At 57.1% G+C, this 19,909-nt stretch carries 21 protein-coding genes; 6 read left to right on the top strand and 15 right to left on the bottom strand.

Translation table 11 applies throughout. The features are described 5' to 3' along the window. Positions 1 to 5 precede the first annotated feature (5 nt). From E1180_RS21780 to E1180_RS21745, 8 genes are all read right to left on the bottom strand, one after another. Positions 6 to 1,283: a molybdopterin molybdotransferase MoeA gene (locus tag E1180_RS21780; RefSeq protein ID WP_155194807.1), complete on the bottom strand. Its 1,278-nt coding sequence runs from the start codon at positions 1,281 to 1,283 to the stop codon at positions 6 to 8. Then, positions 1,280 to 1,801 (bottom strand): molybdopterin-guanine dinucleotide biosynthesis protein B, encoded by a 522-nt coding sequence (gene mobB / locus E1180_RS21775; RefSeq protein WP_155194804.1) that lies wholly within the window; start codon positions 1,799 to 1,801, stop codon positions 1,280 to 1,282. The genes E1180_RS21780 and mobB overlap by 4 nt, the downstream gene beginning before the upstream one ends. After that, complete coding sequence (mobA, locus tag E1180_RS21770) at positions 1,798 to 2,427, bottom strand: molybdenum cofactor guanylyltransferase MobA (RefSeq protein ID WP_283404486.1); 630 nt, start codon at positions 2,425 to 2,427, stop codon at positions 1,798 to 1,800. The genes mobB and mobA overlap by 4 nt, the downstream gene beginning before the upstream one ends. A gap of 20 nt (positions 2,428 to 2,447) precedes the next feature. Continuing rightward, positions 2,448 to 3,326, bottom strand: a complete 879-nt coding sequence (gene fdhD, locus E1180_RS21765; RefSeq protein WP_283404446.1) for a formate dehydrogenase accessory sulfurtransferase FdhD — start codon at positions 3,324 to 3,326, stop codon at positions 2,448 to 2,450. Positions 3,327 to 3,400: 74 nt separating this feature from the next. Continuing rightward, positions 3,401 to 4,579, bottom strand: coding sequence for a benzoate/H(+) symporter BenE family transporter (locus E1180_RS21760; RefSeq protein WP_155194798.1), 1,179 nt, complete (start codon positions 4,577 to 4,579; stop codon positions 3,401 to 3,403). 108 nt (positions 4,580 to 4,687) lie between these two features. Continuing rightward, a complete protein-coding gene (locus E1180_RS21755) occupies positions 4,688 to 5,146 on the bottom strand; it encodes a BLUF domain-containing protein (RefSeq protein ID WP_155194796.1) in 459 nt (152 codons plus the stop codon). A 306-nt stretch (positions 5,147 to 5,452) separates the two neighbouring features. Next, the gene (locus E1180_RS21750; RefSeq protein WP_155194794.1) at positions 5,453 to 6,043 is read right to left on the bottom strand and encodes a GNAT family N-acetyltransferase; all 591 of its coding nucleotides are present in this window, start codon (positions 6,041 to 6,043) and stop codon (positions 5,453 to 5,455) included. Positions 6,044 to 6,247: 204 nt separating this feature from the next. Further along, entirely contained in the window at positions 6,248 to 6,928 is a 681-nt protein-coding gene (locus tag E1180_RS21745; protein ID WP_155194792.1) for an SDR family oxidoreductase, read from the bottom strand. 344 nt (positions 6,929 to 7,272) lie between these two features. Here E1180_RS21745 and apbC point away from each other — a divergent pair, with 344 nt between their 5' ends. Then, complete coding sequence (gene apbC / locus E1180_RS21740) at positions 7,273 to 8,427, top strand: iron-sulfur cluster carrier protein ApbC (protein ID WP_155194790.1); 1,155 nt, start codon at positions 7,273 to 7,275, stop codon at positions 8,425 to 8,427. Between the two features lie 235 nt (positions 8,428 to 8,662). Beyond that, positions 8,663 to 9,904: a multidrug effflux MFS transporter gene (locus E1180_RS21735; RefSeq protein WP_155194788.1), complete on the top strand. Its 1,242-nt coding sequence runs from the start codon at positions 8,663 to 8,665 to the stop codon at positions 9,902 to 9,904. Positions 9,905 to 9,969: 65 nt separating this feature from the next. On the opposite strand, the gene moaA is transcribed toward E1180_RS21735, so the two are convergent. Continuing rightward, the gene (gene moaA / locus E1180_RS21730; protein ID WP_155194943.1) at positions 9,970 to 11,058 is read right to left on the bottom strand and encodes a GTP 3',8-cyclase MoaA; all 1,089 of its coding nucleotides are present in this window, start codon (positions 11,056 to 11,058) and stop codon (positions 9,970 to 9,972) included. Positions 11,059 to 11,294: 236 nt separating this feature from the next. Between moaA and E1180_RS21725 the strand changes: the two genes are divergently transcribed. Then, complete coding sequence (locus E1180_RS21725; protein WP_155194787.1) at positions 11,295 to 12,731, top strand: cryptochrome/photolyase family protein; 1,437 nt, start codon at positions 11,295 to 11,297, stop codon at positions 12,729 to 12,731. A 64-nt stretch (positions 12,732 to 12,795) separates the two neighbouring features. Continuing rightward, positions 12,796 to 13,158 carry a gamma-butyrobetaine hydroxylase family protein gene (locus E1180_RS21720; RefSeq protein ID WP_155194785.1) on the top strand — a complete coding sequence of 121 codons (363 nt, stop codon included), beginning with the start codon at positions 12,796 to 12,798 and terminating at the stop codon, positions 13,156 to 13,158. Positions 13,159 to 13,218: 60 nt separating this feature from the next. Here the strand turns inward: E1180_RS21720 and E1180_RS21715 are convergent, their stop codons facing one another. Both E1180_RS21715 and E1180_RS21710 read right to left on the bottom strand, forming a co-directional pair. Beyond that, entirely contained in the window at positions 13,219 to 14,181 is a 963-nt protein-coding gene (locus E1180_RS21715; protein ID WP_155194783.1) for an alpha/beta fold hydrolase, read from the bottom strand. A gap of 78 nt (positions 14,182 to 14,259) precedes the next feature. Continuing rightward, positions 14,260 to 14,889, bottom strand: coding sequence for a pyridoxamine 5'-phosphate oxidase family protein (locus E1180_RS21710; RefSeq protein ID WP_155194781.1), 630 nt, complete (start codon positions 14,887 to 14,889; stop codon positions 14,260 to 14,262). 205 nt (positions 14,890 to 15,094) lie between these two features. Between E1180_RS21710 and E1180_RS21705 the strand changes: the two genes are divergently transcribed. Then, on the top strand, positions 15,095 to 15,676 hold the full coding sequence (locus tag E1180_RS21705; RefSeq protein WP_155194779.1) for a TetR/AcrR family transcriptional regulator: 582 nt from the start codon (positions 15,095 to 15,097) through the stop codon (positions 15,674 to 15,676). 74 nt (positions 15,677 to 15,750) lie between these two features. Here E1180_RS21705 and E1180_RS21700 read toward each other — a convergent pair whose 3' ends face one another. The 3 genes from E1180_RS21700 to E1180_RS21690 form a co-directional block, all read right to left on the bottom strand. Next, the gene (locus E1180_RS21700) at positions 15,751 to 16,344 is read right to left on the bottom strand and encodes a L,D-transpeptidase (RefSeq protein WP_155194778.1); all 594 of its coding nucleotides are present in this window, start codon (positions 16,342 to 16,344) and stop codon (positions 15,751 to 15,753) included. Positions 16,345 to 16,634: 290 nt separating this feature from the next. Next, positions 16,635 to 17,501 (bottom strand): urea carboxylase-associated family protein, encoded by an 867-nt coding sequence (locus E1180_RS21695; protein WP_155194776.1) that lies wholly within the window; start codon positions 17,499 to 17,501, stop codon positions 16,635 to 16,637. Positions 17,502 to 17,611: 110 nt separating this feature from the next. Continuing rightward, positions 17,612 to 18,034: a hypothetical protein gene (locus tag E1180_RS21690; RefSeq protein WP_155194773.1), complete on the bottom strand. Its 423-nt coding sequence runs from the start codon at positions 18,032 to 18,034 to the stop codon at positions 17,612 to 17,614. 485 nt (positions 18,035 to 18,519) lie between these two features. Here E1180_RS21690 and E1180_RS21685 point away from each other — a divergent pair, with 485 nt between their 5' ends. Further along, positions 18,520 to 18,729 (top strand): cold-shock protein, encoded by a 210-nt coding sequence (locus E1180_RS21685; protein WP_155194772.1) that lies wholly within the window; start codon positions 18,520 to 18,522, stop codon positions 18,727 to 18,729. A 97-nt stretch (positions 18,730 to 18,826) separates the two neighbouring features. Here the strand turns inward: E1180_RS21685 and E1180_RS21680 are convergent, their stop codons facing one another. After that, positions 18,827 to 19,831: a DMT family transporter gene (locus E1180_RS21680; protein WP_244314136.1), complete on the bottom strand. Its 1,005-nt coding sequence runs from the start codon at positions 19,829 to 19,831 to the stop codon at positions 18,827 to 18,829. Between the last annotated feature and the right edge of the window lie 78 nt (positions 19,832 to 19,909).

Below are 19,909 nucleotides of genomic sequence, written 5' to 3'. Positions count from 1 at the left end.
GCGCGTCAAAGGATGCCCATGCCTGAAAATGGGAGAAACGTAACCGTGTCACCCTTGCGGACCGAGACGGTTTCTTCCGGTATTTCGATTAATCCATCAGCGGCCCTAAGGCCGGATATCAGACCCGACCCATCCCGCTCGAACTTGTGAGCGGTCACCGTGCCGCCCGCCTCTGTTTTCAAAAAACCGCGGTAGAACTCGCGGCGGTCCGGCTTCTTCTTCGGCACGTCGAAACCGGCGGGCATTTGAAAGCGTTGCGGCTCGAGAAACGGGCCACCCGCAAGAACGCTCATGACGGGGCGGGCGTAGAGCAGAAAACACACCATGGCCGCGACCGGGTTTCCGGGAAGGCCCAGCAGGGTGCAGTTTCCAATTTGTCCGAACATCATGGGCCTGCCTGGTTTGATCGCCAGCTGCCACATGTGACGTTGGCCCAGCCGGTCGAGTGCCGCAAGCACGTGGTCTTCCTCGCCCCGGCTTGCGCCCCCCGTTGTCAGGATGACGTCAAAGCGTTCCGCTGCATCTCTCAAGATGGCTTCCACCAAATCACCGTCGTCCTTCAAGATCCCTAGGTCTTCGATGTCCACGGGGAGGGATTGAGCTAGGCCGCGCAAGAGGAAATGGTTGCTGTCGTAAACATCGCCCACGGTTATCAGTTTTCCGGGGCGGCGGAGTTCGTCCCCGGTTGAGACGAGGGCCACGCGCAGTTTCTTGAAAACGCTCAGCTCGGCCGTACCCGTTGAGGCAATTCCAGCAAGATCCTGTGGCCGGAGCCAGCTTTTTTCCGACAAGATCTCCGTGCCTTCGGACACATCTTCACCTGCCTTGCGGCAGTTCGCGCCCGGCTTGAGCCCCTGCGGAACGATCACGAACTCCCTGCCGTCCTGCGTGTGCCGTTCACAGTCTTCCTGCATGGCAACCGTGTCAGCGCCTTCCGGCATGACGGCGCCGGTAAAGATCTGCATGGCGGCCCAGGGGGCAAGCGCGGTCTCACTCGGGTGTCCGGCAGAAACACGGTTCTGCAATGGGAAAAACCCGCCAGCTTCTTCATGATCGGCATGCCGGAACGCATAGCCGTCGACCGCCGAGTTATCGGCCAGTGGAATGTTGCGGGGTGCCTTGAGCGGCTGCGCAGCAATCCGCCCATAAGCCTCTTCAAGCCGGACGATCTCGGTTTCCGTGACCCGCGAGACCCGGCTCTTGAGAATGTCCAGGGCCTCCTGGTGGCGTAGACGGTCCTTATCGTGCAGGAAGCAGTCGTTCAGCAGTGCCGGACCGGTCATTGGGATGTACCTTTCAGGCCGAGATGGGATTGAATGAAATCGGCGATGGCATTGATGTCATTCAAATCGAAGATGGTCACACTTTCTCCTGGCACATCGTGGTCGGCTGCGATGGCGAGAATGTTGGGGTCCGTCTTTGTCAGCGGGCCCTTGTCGAAACTCTCCCGGCGGCGGGCTTCGATTTTCGGATGGTTCTCGCGCTTGTATCCTTCGATCAGGATAAGGTCACACGGGGCAAGACGCGGCAGGATCGCCTCCAGCGGCGGTTCGTCTTCATCCCGCAATTCATGCATCAAGGCCCATCGCCGCCCGGAAACCAAGGCCACTTCACTGGCGCCCGCTTCCCGGTGGCGGTAGCTGTCAGCACCCGGGCGGTCGATATCAAAGTTATGGTGCGCGTGTTTGATCGTGGACACTTTCAAGCCGCGTTGCGTGAACTCGGCAATGAGGCTTGTAACAAGCTGCGTCTTGCCGGAGTTCTTCCATCCGGTCACGCCAAAGACAGGAGTGTTGTTCATGATGCTTCCTGACTGAGAAGGCGGCGGACTTCAGACAGATCTTCCGGACGGTTCGCATTGAAAAACGGATCGAGGCCGGTTTCTGGGTCGGGGGCGAACGCAACCTCGACACTGTCATGACGGTCGACAAACGCCAGTACCTTGCCGCTTTTTCCTGTTTCCAGCCATTCGGTCAAATCATCAATAAGGGCGACAGGCCAGAGCCCAAAGACCGGATGGAGCTTGTTTGACGAGGAGGCCAATGCGATCACAGGTTTGTTGCCGGGCACTGACGCTGCCATGGCAGTGACCAGATCCGCCGGGAAGAAGGGGGTATCGCCGGCAATTGAGACCACATGTGTCACATCCGGCATTTCATCCCGCGCATAGGTCAGGCCCGCCAGAACGCCGGCCAAGGGCCCCGCATACTCACCAACCGGATCGGAAACGACCGGCAGTCCGAATTCAGAAAAACGCTTCGGATCCCCATTGGCGTTGAGGATGATGGATCCGATTTGAGGGCGCAGGCGGTTGAGGATGATTTCCAGCATCGTTTTGCCGCCGAGATCGACAAGGGTCTTGTCGCCGCCGCCCATGCGCCGGGACTGACCGCCGGCAAGCACGCATCCCAATAGTTGCGCCGGGATCAAAGGGCTGCTTCCGAGTGTCATTCCGCGGCCATGCTCCCTTTGCGCCTGGCGTTTTCCGGTTCGTCGCCCGCGAGATCCGGGTTCATGTCAAATTCAATCCGTTCATTGCCCGCAAGGGCTACAAATCGTTTGCCGCGCGCGCGGCCGATCAGTGTCAGGCCCGCCTTTTGCGCAAGCTCGACGCCCCAAGCCGTGAACCCCGACCTTGAGACCAGAACCGGAATGCCCATCATCACCGTCTTGATGACCATTTCAGACGTTAGCCGTCCGGTCGTGTAAAAGATCTTGTCTCCGGCGGGTATCTTGTTGAGCATCATCCAGCCGGCAATTTTGTCGACTGCGTTGTGCCGTCCGACGTCCTCCATGTAGACAAGCGGCTTGTCCTCCTGACAAAGCACACAGCCGTGAATCGCGCCCGCTTCCAGATAGAGCGACGGGGTCATGTTGATGGTCTTGGCAAGGTGATAAAGCCAGGATGTCTTGATCTTGGCATTCGCCGGCAGATCGATCCTGTCGAAGCCCTCCATGACATCTCCGAACACCGTGCCCTGGGCACAGCCGGACGTCCGGACCTTCTTTTTCATCTTGTCTTCGAAATTCGTTTCCTGTTCCGTCCTGACGACCACCACCTCGAGATCGTCGTCATAGTCGATCCCCGTGATCACATCGGTGTCAGAAAGCATGTTCTGATTCTTGAGATAGCCGACTGCAAGCAGATCCGGATGGTCCCCGATCGTCATCATGGTGACCACTTCCTGGGAGTTGAGGTAAAGCGTCAAAGGCTTTTCGGTCACCACCTTGGTCATCACCGGGGCACCGGTCTGATCAATGCCGGGCACTTCGGTGGACAGAGCCGGATCGGACGGGTCGGGTTGCAGAATGTACGGGCCGGTCACTTCCAGTCTCTCCCATGCGAGTCAGCATTTAAAGATTATGGTGCTGCAGGCATTGAACGCAAGGACCGCATTTCTCACGCCTTTTTGGTGGTCAGTGCCAAAAAGGCGCCGCCTGCCAACAGGCCCCAAAAGGCCCCGGAAACACCCAGGAAACTGATCCCGGAGGCCGTCACGGCAAAGGTGATGATCGCGCTGTCGCGCGTTGCTGCGTCCTTCGTGGCCTCGCTGATGGAAAAGGCCAGCGCACCGAGAAGCGCAAGGCCGGCTACCGCTTCGATCAGGATGGCTGGCGTTGCGGCGACCAGCGTCATGACCACTCCGGCAAAAAGCCCAAACAGGATGTAGACAATGCCGCCGGTGATAGCGGCCCAATACCGCTGCGCAGGATCGGGGTGCGCGTCTTCGTTGGCGCACATGGCCGCGGTAATTGCGGCTAGATTTACGGCGTGGCCACCAAAGGGGGCTGACAGCAGGCTGAAGATCCCGGAAATCGTGAAAAGGGACCCTGTCCGCGGCTGGTAGCCATAGGCCCGGAGCACCGCGATGCCGGGAATGTTCTGAGAGGCCATTGTCACGATAAACAGGGGCAGGCCGATACTGACAATGGCCTCAAGACTGAAGGTCGGAAGAACAAGGATCGGTTCGGTGATCAAACCGCCAGTCTGAAACTGCAGCGGAGGGCCGCTGGAAAGACCAACGGCAAAAGTGGAGATCATGGCAAGCGGCACCGCGAACAAGCGGAGGAACTTGAAGGCAACAGCCCAAACGCCGATGACAAGCAACGCCTCGAAAGGAAGCTGGGAAACCGCTTTGACCGGCGCGAGGCAGAGCCCGAACAGAACACCGGCCAGCATGGCGTTTGCCAAAGGCGAGGGGATTGCAGCGACAGCCCGGCCGAACGGCCGGACCAAGCCTGCGGCGGTGATCAAAAAGCCGCAAACGAGAAACGCGCCGACCGCCGCGCTGAAGCCGCCGTCTAGTTGACCGGATGTCGCAAGGAGGGCCGCGCCAGGAGTGGACCAGGCGAAGGAGGCCGGTATCTTGAACCAGAATGAAGCAACGATTGCACTGATGCCCATGGTGATGGAAAGGACCATCAGACCGCTGGTCGCCTCTGGTTGCGAAGCGCCTGCTGCGCTGAGGCCCTGAATGACAATCGCAAAGGAGCTTGCGAAGCCGACCAAAGCGGCCAAGACGCCGGCTGATGCAGCCTGATAGGACGGTGGGATCAGTGTTTGAGGAGCAGCCGGCATCGTGTGATCCGCGAAAAGGTGGGACGATCACACTAAACCGGCGCAGGAACGTCTGAACAGATCAGATTGCGCCCGATCCGTTCTCATCACCGCAAGGCGGCGATCCAATCAGATCATCAGCATGTCGTTCGTCAGGCGGCCTTCCTGAAGTTCACATGCAAAGTGGCTCAGCGCGAGATATGCCTCATCGCGGGTGACCTCACCGGGGTGGTCCAGAAGAGGCCGCAGCACCGGATGTTTGGCTGCAGCAAGACCATCCGTCAGATCCCGGAAAAACATCAGGGAATTTGGAAACATGCGGTAATCGGCAGGCTCGTGAATGATGCCTTCGATGTTTTCCAGGCGGGGGTCGTTCATGACACAATAGACTGTATCAAGCACGGGACCGGTGTGGCCCTCAAGCACCTGCACAATATGCTGATCAACCAGAAGCAATGCCCCGGTCACACCGGCCTTGCGGTTGATGCGGCGAATTCTCAACAGAGTGCGATCTATTTCGTCCGGCAAAGCCAAACGCATCTCATCCCATCTGATCTTGCTGCGGTAGCAGGCCCGGTAAAGTTCCATAGCGTGTCCCATCCTTTTCCAGATGGAACCAGCTTGCGACTCAATTCCTCACATTTGCTTAAAATTTTAATCAAATTCGAAGAATAGGCCGACGTTTCGGTGGCTTCCTGGAAGTTGTCAGTTCCTAGGCGATCTGGTTTGCTGGAAAGCTTCCAACAAACCTGTGCAAAACAACATCGCCACTTCTTTATGTGGAAAAGCAGTTAGAGAATCGGGCGTTTTGCTGAAAACGCCCAAAGCTGCTCGCCCCCTTAAGAATCGATCAGTTTCTGCCGTTCATTCGGATCCGATTCATCGCCCACCGATCTAAGCGACGCTGTTGAGCTTGAAATCAAGACTGGTCCTTACGGCTGGCCATTCATGCGGGAGAATCGAATAAACGGCCGTGTCCCGGAGCGCTCCATCCGGCGTTCTTTGGTGTGACCTCAAGACGCCGTCGAGTTTCGCGCCCAGCCGCTCGATTGCGGTCCGGCTCTGCCTGTTCATGAAGTGCGTGCGGAACTCGACCGCAATGCAGTCGAGGTCTTCAAACGCATGGGTTAAGAGAAGCCGCTTGCACTGGGTGTTGAGGGGCGTTCGCTGCACCGATGTCCGGTACCAGGTCGAGCCAATTTCAACGCGCTTGTGGGTCGCATCAATGTTCATGAAGGTGGTCATGCCGACCGCCTTGCCCGTTGGGTCCAGTACAGCAAAGGGCAGCATGGACCCGTCATTTTGCAGGGATAAACGCCTCTCGATTTCAGCCGCCACTTTGTCCGGGTGCGGCACACTCGTGTACCAGAGTTTCCAAAGGTCGTTTTCAGCGGCAGCTTCGGAAAGGTCCGCCGCATGAGTGTGCGAAAGCGGGGCAAGCGATGCGAACGTACCGGTCAGCGTGACGGGGGTGGGCCAGGCCATGGTTTTTATCCTGTGAGTGGGGCTTAGATGGTTGGGACGCGCTCGTGTGGTGAAACTGAAATCCGTCCCACACTTGAGCCAGCTTCCAGAGCGGATTTCAATTCCGGCAACCGCACTAGAAGCATAAACATGCACGTGTTCTTGGTGATTCTGAAGGTCATTCAGCGCATGCCGGGACAGGAACCGATTTTCTGAGACAGGTGACTAGAAAGGCCGCTCTTCGCCCGACCACTTGAAGAATTTGCCGGTGCCGGAGATATCCAGATCAACTGCCGTTTTCAAAATGCCTTTTGCGACATCTTCGGGACAATTGTCAGCGGCCGGACCGCCCATATCCGTCCGCACCCAGCCGGGGTCGACAACGGCGACGGGAATTCCGTCCGGTTCCAGTTCACTTGCAAGTCCCTGCATGACCTTGTTCACGGCCACCTTGGACGCCCGGTAGGCGAGTGTGTCCGGTTTACGGTAGCCCATCCAGGACATCTGGCTGGAGATTGTAATGATCTTGGGACTGCTGGATTTGCGCAGATGCGGAAGGAAGGCCTGGGTGATCGCAAGCGGCGCAAGCGTGTTGATTTCAAGGGTCTGGCGGAAACCATCAAAATCCATGTCGAGTGGCAGTTGCCGCTTTGGGCCGATGATGCCGGCATTGTTGATCAACAGATCAACCGCGATGCTCAGAGTGCCGGCTGTTCTCTTGACCGCATCATGGTCGGTAACGTCGAAGATGAGGGGCGTGAAACCGTCGCCAAGGGCATCTTGTGTTGTCCTGGCCATGTCATCGCTGCGGACGGAACCATAGACGGTCCAGCCAGTGCGCAGGGCTTCCTTGGCAAGTTCGAATCCAATGCCGCGATTCGTCGCGGTAATCAGGCAGACCGGCATGAAATCCTCGGAGAGTTTGGAAACGCCTTGGCGGCGCGTTGGTCAGGAAGGACACGTGACAATACCGTTGCTTGTTGGTTTGGCAAGGATGACGAAAGTCCTCTTGTTTGGGCATTCTAATGCAACCGGCGCCTGCCTTTTCCAGAACCGCTGCTATGAGGCCGGTTGGTTTCAGCCAAAATCGGCGCGGCCAGCTGTGACCGGGCTTGTATCGTGTTCAACGGGATTTTATGTGTTGATCCAGCATGAAATGTGGAAACACGGCGCCTGCCAATCCAAAGCTTTGCCTGAACCTGGTTGAGCTTGGGTTTCGGTTCCGGGATCCGACTTGATGGGAATATTGAATGAGCGAAAGCCTGAAAGCTGCCGTAACCGAACGGCTCAAGCAGATAAAGGGGCCGGATCTTGAGAGCGATATTATCACGCTCGGTCTGGTCTCCGACATCTTTGTCTCCGACGGCCGCGTCGCTTTTTCAATCACGGTCCCGGCCGAGCGTGCTCAGGAGCTGGAACCGCTGAGACAGGCGGCCGAGAAAGTCGTAAAGGAAGTCGACGGTATCGAAACCGCCATGGTGGCTTTGACAGCCGAACGGCAAGCAGGGGCAGGGAAAACACCTCCACCGCCGCCACCCCCGCGCCCGCCAGTTTCGGCACAGGCCCGTCCGGCTCAAGAAAAAGCTCCGGCAAAGCCCGGGGTCCCGGGCATCAAGAACATTGTCGCAGTCGCCTCGGGAAAAGGCGGTGTCGGCAAGTCCACCACATCCGCTAACCTCGCGCTGGGCCTTGCGGCCAACGGCGTGAAGGTCGGGGTTTTGGATGCCGACATCTACGGGCCGTCGGTGCCGCGCCTCTTCAATGTGTCCGGCAGGCCCGAGGCACTTGAAGGCCGGATGCTGAAACCGCTGGAAGGCCATGGCATCAAGGTCATGTCCATGGGGTTCATGGTGGAAGAGGAAACGCCCATGATCTGGCGCGGACCCATGGTGATTTCCGCACTGACACAGATGCTGCGCGAAGTTGCCTGGGGAGAGCTTGACGTGCTGATCGTCGATATGCCGCCGGGGACCGGGGATGCGCAACTGACCATGGCCCAGCAGGTGCCGCTTGCCGGAGCGGTTATCGTCTCGACACCGCAGGACCTTGCGCTCATCGATGCCCGGAAGGGTTTGAACATGTTCAAGAAGGTCGATGTCCCGGTTCTCGGAGTTATCGAGAACATGAGCTATTTCCTGTGTCCTGATTGCGGCAGCCGCCAGGATATCTTTGGGCATGGCGGTGCGCGGGCGGAAGCCGACCGGTTAAAGGTACCATTCCTTGGCGAGGTTCCGCTGACCATGAAGGTCCGGGAGACATCGGATGCCGGGATGCCGATCGTGATTTCGGACCCGGATGGACCGATCTCCAAGATTTACCGGGACATCGCTGAAAAGGTCTATGCAGCGATCAATGATGACACGGGGCCGACTGCACGGGCTGCGCCGCAAATTGTGTTCGAATAGGTGTGAAAACACGAGGGCGGCAATCGCATCCTGTTGCCGACTTCATCCGGATAAATGTATCAATTGCGGGCCACACTCTATGGGTGTGGTCGGAAATGAGCCGTGATACGGCCGTAAAGCCTGTATCAAAAACGATTTCACGTCCGGATCACAGCCCTGGTCTACAGTTCTTCCCGTAGAGTGCGAGGATAGGTTGTCCTCGCAGTTTCAAGTTGGCGCAGGGAGACAGCGGGGTATGGCTTTGGACGATGTTAGGCCGAGCATATCCGGCAGTAAGCCTTCCATCCTTGTTTTGATTGTTGTTTCCTCCGTCACCATGGCTGCCATGCAGATTTATCTGCCCTCGATCAATGGCATGCTGACAGAGTTCTCCGCGACCGCGAACGAGTTTCAGTGGACCTTGTCCGCTTATCTGATCGCCATCGCGATTTCACAACTCATTTGGGGGCCGCTGTCGGATCAGTTCGGGCGTAAACCGATCATTGTTCTTGGCATGGCGCTGTTCGTTCTAGGCACATTGATGTGCGTGCTGGCGACCACCGTTGAGAGCCTGATGATTGCCCGTGTGATCCAGGCTGCCGGCGGCTGTACGGGCCTTGTTCTTGGCCGGGCCATGGTGCGGGATATCTACGGTCCCGCGCAGTCTGCAAGCATGATCGGATACCTGACAATGGGCGTTACGGTCATGCCGCTGGTCGCGCCTGCAATCGGAGGTCTTCTTGATCCCTATTTTGGATGGCAGGGCGGCTTTTACCTGATGTTGGGTCTGGGATTTGCAGCGCTTTGGGCCAGTATTGTCGGCCTGCCCGAGACCCATTTTTCAAGGCGCGAGGCGGGGCCCGGTGAGATTATCCGGTCCTACGTCCAGCTCACCCGCGAACGTCTTTATTGGTGCTACGCCCTGACCGTGGGCTTCAGTGCGTTCACGTTTTTTGCGTATCTGGGTGGCGCACCTGTTGTGGCGTCGCAAATTCTCTCCGTCTCCCCGGCGGGCCTCGGCGGGTATATGACCTTCGTTGCGCTTGGCTATTTTGGCGGCAATTTCCTGTCCGGCCGGTATACACAGCGGTTCGGTATGGTCCCGATGATCCTGGCCGGTTCCGGGTTGGGCCTGTTCGCAATTGCTCTTGTGGCCGCATTTACACTGGCCGGAGCCCTGTCGCCTCTGACCCTTTTTGTGCCCATGGCGATCCTTGGCCTTGGCAACGGCCTTTGTGTTCCAAGTGGATTCGCAGGTGCCGTCAGCGTCCGTCCGGATTTGGCAGGCGCGGCATCGGGCCTGACTGCATCTCTTCAAATGAGCTTGGGCGCCGTTGCCGGAACATTGGTGGCAGCCGCTTTTGCAGGCGGCCTGATGCAGGCCAGCGCCTGGGCGATGCTGGCGGTCATGGCACTTGGGATGGGATTGAGCCTGTTTTTTGCGCTTTTGATCAGGCCAGTGACTGCAAGAGTGTCGTCCATTGTTGCAGCTGAATAAGAAACGGCCCGTTCCGCGGGCCGTTTCTATTCGTCACAATCGATACAAATCAAAAGCCGGATAGATTAGCCCCCGGTAACGCTCATGTGGCGTGAGACCGCGGGCTGGCGGGTCTTCCGGTCAATCACGAAATCATGTCCTTTGGGCTTGCGGCCAATGGCTTCGTCGATCGCGTCGCTCAACAGCTCATTCCCCTCCGAGGCCCGCAGCGGCGCTCTAAGGTCCGCCATATCGTCCTGACCTAGGCACATGTAAAGCTGGCCCGTGCATGTCACGCGGACACGGTTGCAACTTTCGCAAAAATTGTGGGTGAGCGGTGTGATGAAGCCGAGGCGGCCGCCGGTCTCCTCAATGGTGACGTAGCGCGCCGGGCCACCCGTCTTGTAGGGAATGTCCGTCAAGGTGAACCGTTCGGACAGCCTTGCCCTTACGGTTGAAAGCGGAAGGTACTGGTCCGTCCGGTCGCCATCTATTTCGCCCAAAGGCATCGTCTCGATCATGGTCAGATCATGCCCGTTTTCATGGCACCATTTGAGCATCGTCTCGATTTCATGCTCATTCACGCCTTTCAGCGCGACCATGTTGATCTTGACCTTCAGACCGGCCTTGGTGGCTGCACGGATGCCATCCAGCACCTTGTCCAGATCGCCCCACCGGGTCACGGCCTTGAATTTGTCCCGGTCCAGCGTGTCGATGGAAACATTGATCCGCCGAACGCCGCAGTCATAGAGTTCGTTCGCGAACCGGGCGAGCTGAGACCCGTTTGTGGTCAGGGTGAGCTCTTCAAGCGCGCCCGTGTCGATATGGCGTCCAAGGCTGCGGATCAGAGACATGATGTTTTTGCGCACCAAAGGTTCACCGCCGGTCAGACGCAACTTGCGGACACCCTTGGCAATGAAAGCCGAGCAGAGGCGATCCAGTTCCTCAAGGCTGAGTACTTCGCGCTTTGGAAGAAACGTCATGTCTTCCGCCATGCAATAGACACACCGGAAATCACAACGGTCCGTGACCGAGACCCGCAGATAGGTAACTGCACGGCCAAAAGGATCGATCATCGGGGTAGGGGCGGTCGACAAGGGTAGTTCACTTTCCGCCGGTACCTTGATGGCCTCATCGCTCACGTTTTTCTCCCCGCATTTGTGTCCTCTTGCCATGATCATACGGCACGATCCGACAGCGGTTCAATCAAAACCGCGCGTTTGGCATGTCACGTCGTCGAAAAGTAAACTCTCCAGTTTATTTTTGTCAATTGATCTCGATAACAGTGAGGTTACCGCAATCTGGCGCCGCGCCTTTGTCGGCTGTTCAACGCGTGGCTTTCAGGCCTGATACATTGATCTGCTGCTGCCGGGCTGCGTATCCATGAGGCAAGACAAAGAGATAGGGTATAATGACAACACTGGTCTGGTTCCGGCAGGACTTGCGGCTTGCCGACAATCCCGCGCTTCATGAAGCAGCAGAACGTGGTCCGATCCTTCCGGTCTATATTTTTGAACCGGCTGAGGAGACTGGCGAAAGTCATCCGTTGGGGGGCGCCAGCCAATGGTGGCTGCACCACAGTCTGCAGTCACTAAAGAAACGGCTGCCCGGCCTGGTCATCATGAAAGGTGATGCCCGCCATCTGATACCGCAGATGGCAAAAGACGTTGGCGCGGAGGCTGTCTACTGGAACCGCTGTTATGAACCGAAGGCCATTCAGCGCGATACCGATCTTAAGTCCTCTTTGAAGGACGATGGCTTTGAGGTCAAAAGCTTCAAGGCGTCGTTGTTGTTCGAACCTTGGGAAATGGAAACAAAAAGCGGCGGCCCGTTTAAAGTCTACACGCCGTTCTGGAAAAGTGCCCAGCAGAAGCCTGTTCCGGAACCGTTGGCCGCCCCGGACAAGCTGGACACGATCTCCTATGACGGCGGTATCAAGATTACTGAGCTTGATCTGTTACCGCGCCGGCCGAACTGGGCGGCCGGCTGGGAAAAGCTTTGGTCGCCTGGGGAAGAGGGCGCGCACCAACGCCTGACGACCTTTCTCCAGAACGAGCTTCAAGGATATGGAGACCTGCGCAACCGGCCGGATCTTCCAAATGTGTCCCGCCTGTCACCGCATCTTCACTTTGGCGAAATCTCGCCGCGCTCTGTCTGGCATCAAACCCATCAGGCCGCTGCAGCCAAGAAGTCTCTCGCCGATGATGCGCACAAATTCCTGTCCGAGATCGCTTGGCGGGAGTTTTCCTATCATCTTTTGTATCACTTCCCGAAACTGCCGGAAGCCAACTGGCGCCCGGCCTTTGACGCGTATCCCTGGCAGGAGCCGGGTGAAGACCTGATCCGCTGGCAAAAGGGATTAACTGGCTATCCGATTGTCGATGCGGGCATGCGGGAACTTTGGCGAACCGGATACATGCACAACCGGGTGCGCATGATTGCAGCCAGCTTTCTGATCAAGCATCTGCGCATCGACTGGCGGCATGGGGAAGCGTGGTTCCGCGACACGCTTGTTGATGCGGACCTGGCCAACAATTCGGCCGGCTGGCAGTGGGTCGCGGGATCCGGCGCGGATGCGTCCCCTTATTTCCGGGTGTTCAATCCGATCACGCAAGGGGCGAAGTTCGATCCGGAGGGCACTTATGTCCGCAAATGGGTTCCCGAACTTGCAGAGCTGCCGACCGAACATTTGTCCGCGCCCTTTGATGCGCCTCCTGCCGTCTTGAAGATGGCTGGCGTATCACTTGGTAAGGATTACCCAAATCCCATCGTTGATCACGCTGAGGCTCGAAAGGCAGCGCTTGCCGGTTATGACGCCGTCAAGACTGTGGGTCAGGACGCTGCTTGACCGCCGGACTTATGCTGCTACTGTCCGCGCGGCAGAAACCAGTTTTTCCTGATGAGACAAGAAGATGAGCGCAAGTGACGAGCCCTGGCCGAGCGAATTGAGGGTCGCGAAGGACCGCCGGACTTTGACCATTGGGTTCGACAATGGCGAGCGGCATGACCTGTCGGCTGAATATTTGCGGGTCTGTTCCCCCTCGGCGGAGGTGAAAGGCCATCATCCGTCTCAAAAGAAGACTGTGCCGGGCAAGCGCAATGTCGAGATCATCAAGATCGAACCGGTGGGGAACTATGCTGTTCGAATCCACTTCGACGATATGCACAGTTCAGGGATTTACTCCTGGCGGTATTTCAGAGACCTCGCCACCCATCCGGAAAATCACTGGGAAGTTTATCTTCAAGAGCTGGCAGCAAAAGGCTTGAGCCGCTAGGCACCCAAACAGTCCAAGTGCCGGAGAGATCTCCGGCACATGTGGACAGCGTTTGTGGGTTTACTTGGCGACTTCCCGGGCCAGGAAGTCACGAATTTCCGTGGCAATCAACTGGCCATCTTCTTCAAGGGCGAAATGCCCGGTGTCGAGAAGATGGAATTCCAGATTTTCCAGATCCCGCTGATACGGATGCGCTCCTTCGGCCGGGAAGATATGATCGTTTTTCCCCCAGACCAGAAGCGCGGGCGGCTGGTGCTCACGAAACAGAGCCTGCCAATCCGGATACTCTTTCAGGTTCGAACCGTAATCGTAGAACAGCTCCAGCTGGACTTCCTGATTGCCAGGGCGGTCAAGGAGATACTGGACATGCCAGTAGTTGTCCGGGCTGATCGCATCAGGGTTTCTGGTTCCATGGGTAAACTGCCACTTGGTACCATCCAGCCCCAAAAATGCGCGCAAGAGTGCGGCATTTTCCTCTGAACGGTCTGACCAGTAGGCTCTGAGTGGATCCCAGAAATCCAGCAGTCCTTCCTCATAGGCGTTGCCGTTCTGGATGATGAAACCGGTAACTTTTTGCGGGTCGTCTGCAAAGATCCGGTATCCGACCGGCGCGCCGTAGTCCATCAGATAGACGGCATACTCATCTATGTTCTTGCGCTCCAGCAGGTCTTGCACGGTCCGGGCAAGGTTGTCGAATGTGTAGTCATACTCAGCGGCGTCCGGCATGTCGGATGCGCCGAATCCTTGGTAATCGGGCGCAATTACATAATAATCCTCAGCAAGCGCCGGGATCAGGTTCCGGAACATGTGGGACGAGGTCGGGAACCCGTGAAGAAGAAGAACAGCCGGATCGGATGGATCTCCTGCTTCCCGGTAAGCGATCTTCAACCCGTCAATCACTTCATAGCCGAATTTGGTTTGTGGCACGCCGGCCGGTGTGCCTGCAGAACCGGGTGAACTTGCAAAAGTTGCAATGCCGGCTGCCAGAAGCGCAGCCGAAAGGGTTCTGGAAATCAGCGTCATTTTCCTATTCCTTCTGTTTGAGCGGCGTGGTTCCGGTCGAACCTGCCCGTGGTTTTCAGCCGGTGCCCGGCTGCATCCTCAATTCTGTGGCTTGAGGAAGCTCTTCAGCTCTTCATTTTCCGCTTCGAGTTCTGCGATGCGGTTTTGAAGAGCGTTGAAATTCGGTGCCAGCTCGTCGAGTGTGAACCGGCGCGGGATATGCTGAGGGCAATTCCAGTCAAACGCTTCGACGGTCAAGACCACAGCGCGTTCTGGAAAAGCGCGGTATCCAGGGGTGGTGAGCGTGGCAATCAGCTCCGGATCGTCCTTGGCGTCCACCTGGCGCGCCCGCGCCCAGATCTTCAAGCGGCGCCGGTTCGGATAGTCCATCAGGATCAGGGAAACACGGTCATTTTCCGATAGATTTCCACTTGTGATGTATTGGCGGTTTCCACGGAAATCCGCATAAGCGATCGTCTTTTCGTCAATCACCTTCAAAAAGCCTGCTGGCCCGCCTCGGAACTGGACATAAGGCCAATTCGATTGGGAGACCGTTGCCTGATAGAACCCGTCTCTCTCGCGGATGAACTGTGCTTCGATGTCGGTAAGCCTGTCGCCGCGGTCGACCTCAGGCAAGTCGAGAGGTGCGTAACTGTCACGGGACCCGTATTGGATCTGTCGGTCCCGGACCGACGGAGTGAATGCTATGTCACTAAATGCACGAGCCATGTCCTGCTCCAATTTATTCGTTTAACTGTACCGTTCTGTCCTTATTAAAATGTACCGATCTGTTCATTTTTCAATCGAAAAACGGCGAGATCACGGATACGTGAATTATCGACATTGAAAAAAAATGGAAATTCATACTGTCAGACCCGAGATAGAGGCTGTAAGAATAAACAGAACGGTACAGTTAAGTATGGAAAGGGCGGCTATGCGTCCGAGTAAGCGCGATGAATTGGTGCGGAAGGCGTTGGAGATTTTTGACCGGCTTGGCTATCAGGCTGCCGGAATGGATACGCTTGTCGCGGAGACCGGTATTTCAAAGACGACCATGTTTAAGCATTTCCGGACCAAGGACGATCTTATTCTGGCTGTCCTGCGCTACCGGGATGAGACCTTCCGGAACTGGTTTTTCAAACAGCTCGACGAAAGCGGATTGCCACCGGGCGAAAAGCTTCTGCATGTTTTCGATCTGCTGGAAGATTGGTTTGGCGAACCGTCATTCAAAGGCTGTATGTTCATAAAGGCATCGGCCGAGTTTCAAGAAAAAGCCCATCCAGCCCACGTCCAGTCCGCGGAACACAAGCGGCTCTTGCGTCAGGCCATTCTCGAATTGGCCGGGCAGACCGGGGTATCGGATCCCGAGCTTTTGACCCGTCAGGTGATGTTGCTAATAGAGGGGGCGATCGTTTCCGCGCAGATGGGAACGGATAGAGACCCCTCAGCTGTGGCCAAGAAGGCGGCGCGGCAATTGCTGGAGTGCGGAATGAGACCTCAGTCGACTGTCAATTGACTGTGCACCTGGTTCGAAAGCGCAAAAAAAGCCGGGTCTGAGCCCGGCTTTTTCAATTTCAGTGTTTTGAGCTGTTAGCGCTTCACAACGATCTTCGCACCGACATCGACGCTCTTGTACAGGTGAATTACGTCCTTGTTGGCCATGCGGATGCAGCCGGAAGAGACTTCCGAGCCGATTGTCCACGGCTCAGTGGTTCCGTGAATCCGGTAGAGGGTAGAGCCGATATAGAGCGCGCGCGCGCCCATCGGGTTGTTCGGTCCGCCTTCCATGAAGGCTGGCAGAATGCGGCCGTTGCGGCGCTCACGGGCCCGCATTTGTGCCGGTGGTGTCCAGCTCGGCCATTCCGCCTTGCGGGTCACCCGGTGCGTGCCTGACCATTGGAAGCCATCCTTGCCAACGCCAACGCCGTATTTCATCGCCCGGCCGTTTGGCAGGATGTGATAAAGGCGACGCTCGGACGTATCGACGACAATCGTGCCCGGCGCATAAGGCCCGTCATAACGCACCTTGCGACGCTTGATCGGGGAGGGCCCGCCCGGATGATATTTCGGAGTGACCCATTTTTTCTGGTCATGGTCGAAGAAACCGGCGCGCGCGAAAGCGTTCTCCGGCAGGATGAAGGCGGCTACAAGGACCGCGATTACACCGTAAAAAACTGTTCTCATACTGATCCCCCATAGCAGCCGGCCCACAATCCGGCGCTTGTCACTTGAAGAAGGTTACGCGTCCCACGTTGCCGCTCCGTTAATGATCATGGCGTAAACCCGGCAAAAAGGGAATCTCACGACGCTGTGATATCAGCGGATCGCGCAATTGTGTTGTGCACCTGCAACGATTGATACGCCTTTAACGTGTTTTTGACGTCCTTTACCGCGTAGAAGCTGCGCACTTTCTGCGCGTGTGAACAAATCATGTCCGATCCTTCGCGGATTTGATGAAAACTCAAGTGGCGGCGTCAATCTGCAGCCGCATTTGAGGCAGCGCGGCCGTGGCTGCGGTCATAAGGATTCTCCGGAGGCGAACGCCACCCTTGAAGGCTTTCGTCCGCTGGGCGGTACACTTCCATGAGCATGGGATAGCAGGCCGCAGTATCGCTTGAATGCTCGGAACTGCAGTCGCCGCCCGGACAAGCGCTCATCACTGCCAGCAAATCGATTTCTGCGAATAGTTCCAGATAATCACCCGGACGGACCGGGCTTGCTTTCATGAAATATTGGCCGGTGTCTCTGGTAAAGCCCGTGCACATGAACACGTTCAACACGTCATGGACCAGGCGCTCCGCGTCGGGCATCGGAAGGCGGCGTGTGTCTGCCAGTGCACGTGTCAGGTTTGAATGACAGCAATGATGGTAGTCGGGCCCGCCGAGGGCCCTGGCTGTGTACGGGTCGCACCGCGTGCCGATGACATCGTGAACCGAGCCGCCGAATTCATCGATACCGTACCAGTCCAGTGTGTCTGTGGTGACCGTGGCAATGGGTCTCAAATAGGGAAAGCAGGACCATAGCCGGTCACCAGTGGTGACGTGCGTTCCATGAAGCGCCCGCGTTTTGCCGGAAAAAAATCTCTCGCTCAAATTGCCGCTGTTGAAGAGATTCAGATCCCCCACCTGAGGGCCCTCGATGGAGGTGATTTTGAGAAAGTGCCCGGCTGGGACCTCAATCGAAGCCGCATCGCGTGGCGCGACAATGACCTCGCCGATTTTCACGGCTGTCTCGCGGGCGGTGTTATAAAGTGAAAGGTCAGGATGCGGCAGGGTTTCGGGCGGATAGCAGATGACCGGCTTTACTTTGCGGCGCGTGCCGGCATCTTCTGGTTCTGTCATGGGAGCCCCTTAAGCAGCTGTGAAACTGCCCGTTTTGTGGACCGGGACGTCCCGTTTTGGCAAGGCCTGCGCAGCGGCAAGGCGTTCGCCCAACGCTGGTGCGCTCCTTCTCAACCACCAAGCCCGAAGGAGCAGCTGGCCTTGAGCGGAACCCAGTTCGACAGCGCCTTAAATCCCGGTGCCGACGCGCGGTAATGGGCTTCAATCGGCTGATGAATGGAAAGCTCCCGGCTATAGACGCCCATAAAGGTGCTGTTTCCGGTCTTCTGGGTTGTCACCTGGTAAGGGCCGGCGACTTGACCGCCTTCTTTTGCAATATAAACCGGGACAGTTCCTTCCTTGTTGGTGAACACCCAGATGGACAGTTTCGCATCGGCCGGGCAGGCGGCAACGGTTGGCCCCTTGATCCCCATTTGCAGCTTCGTGACCTGAAGCGGCTGATTGCCCGGTGCCTGAAGCGTGACGGCCGAAGCCGCGTTCGGAAGAAGAGAGGTGGCCAGAACGGTCGCGGCAAGAAGCGTTTTAAAGGTCATTGGTCGGTCCCGTGAGTTGGCGGTCTTTCAATGCGGGTTCTTTGATGGCCAAGAAGTGGGAGCCATTGCCCCGATTGCGAGGAAAACCCTCCGGCTGGTGACCTCCGTCACACTTTTTTGGCAGGAACAACAGTGCCGAAACGGTAACCAGGGGAGATTTCAGGTTGGCGGCTGCTGCGCTACCTGTGGTGCAGATCATCTGGCGATCAACCGGATCTGATTTTCCGTCCAAAGCGGATTGATTGGGGATTTACCAGGCATTTTTGGGGGTTTCCAACAAAACGCGCGATGCGCTAGTCACAGAAACCACTTGATGAATCTGGAAAACTGCCGTACCAAACGGCCATCGATATTTGCTGGACGAACTCTGTGACTGCGCGGTTATCCGCGAAAGACGATCTTCCGTTTCAAAATCGACTACCCGCATGGACCCGCTCTCGAGCTAGTCCTGCAAAATTTATCTGCCCTTTGAAAAGGACATCGTTATGACCATCGGCACAGTCAAATTCTTCAACACCACCAAAGGCTACGGCTTCATTCAGCCGGAAGACGGCAGCAGCGACGTATTCGTCCACATCTCCGCTGTTGAGCGCTCCGGCATGACCACTTTGAACGAAGGCCAGAAAGTCAGCTTCGAAGTTGTTCAGGACCGCCGCTCCGGCAAGTCCGCAGCTGACAACCTGTCTGCAGTCTAAGTTTACCGAACGGGTCCTCAAGGATCCTTTCGGACTTGGATGAGTTTGAAAAGCCGGGCTTTTGCCCGGCTTTTTTGTTTGTTGTGCGGCGATCTGTTCAAGTGCGGGGCTTTCTTGCGCGCAGTGCTGCAAGGTTGGAGACAAGTAAGGCGCCTATTACAAGGATGCCACCAGCAAGGGCATAGGAACCGGGATCCTCGCCGACGAGCGCCCAAACCAGCAAAGGCGCCAAAACCGATTCCAGGAGGATCAGTAGCGCGACCTCGGCCGAGCTTATGTAGCGCGGGCCGATCGTCAAAAGGCACGTGGCCAGGCCGATAAACAGCCCATGGCCCAGAAACAGCGGCCATTTTTCCACAAAAGCGGGCAAGGGTGCCTGAAACAGACCGATCAGCACAGCGGTCCCGATAAATGCGATTGGGATCGCGGGGATCATCGGGGTTTCTTTCAGCTTGCGCACCAGGGTGAGGGCCGCAGCGTAGGACGCCGAGATGTAAAGCGCCCAAACATCGCCCTTCCAGGAGGCCACTTCATTCGTGTGCGATCCATAGGCAAGAACGGCGAGCCCGCAAAAGACCGCGGCCATGGTGAGGATCATCCGTCTGCTGATCGGTTCGCCCAAAAAGATGCGGCTGTAGACAGACGCAAACACCGGCATGGAAGCGAAGATGAACACCACATTGGCAACGCTCGTATTGCTCACCGCCAGGACAAAGGCCGGGGCCGTCGAGGCGATCAGCACCGTGTACCAAAAGCCCGGCCATCCAGTCCGAAAGAGCGTCCGGAAACTTCCGAGACCGGGAAACATGAGAACAGCCGCCAAAACAACAGAGCCGGAGATCAGGGACCGCCAAAAGGTCGTGACCATGGGCTCCTCGCCGATCAGGCGGACAAAAAGCGAATCCGGCACGACGCAAAGCACACCGAGTGTTGTAATTAGCAGCCCTTTCAGATGATCGCCCATCCTGAAGAAGCTGCAGAGGGCGAAGGAGGGTGTAAAGCCCAGTTTCGGCCGCGAGAGTTCGCTGCGTTGTTTTTCAAGATTGATTGGCAGCCCAGGACACCCAGAGCTGATGAGGACCCAGTCCTGTTGGTCCTCCATCAAAAAGTGTCCGCCGTCTTCTGGTACGCATGGTTCCAGGCAAGACCCGGGCCGCCGCAAGGGATGGTATACTCGAAC

Source organism: Roseibium denhamense, from assembly GCF_009711415.1.
Lineage (GTDB): Bacteria > Pseudomonadota > Alphaproteobacteria > Rhizobiales > Stappiaceae > Roseibium > Roseibium denhamense.
The sequence above is the reverse complement of the archived record's forward strand: the minus strand, read 5'-3'. Positions and strand labels throughout refer to the sequence as shown.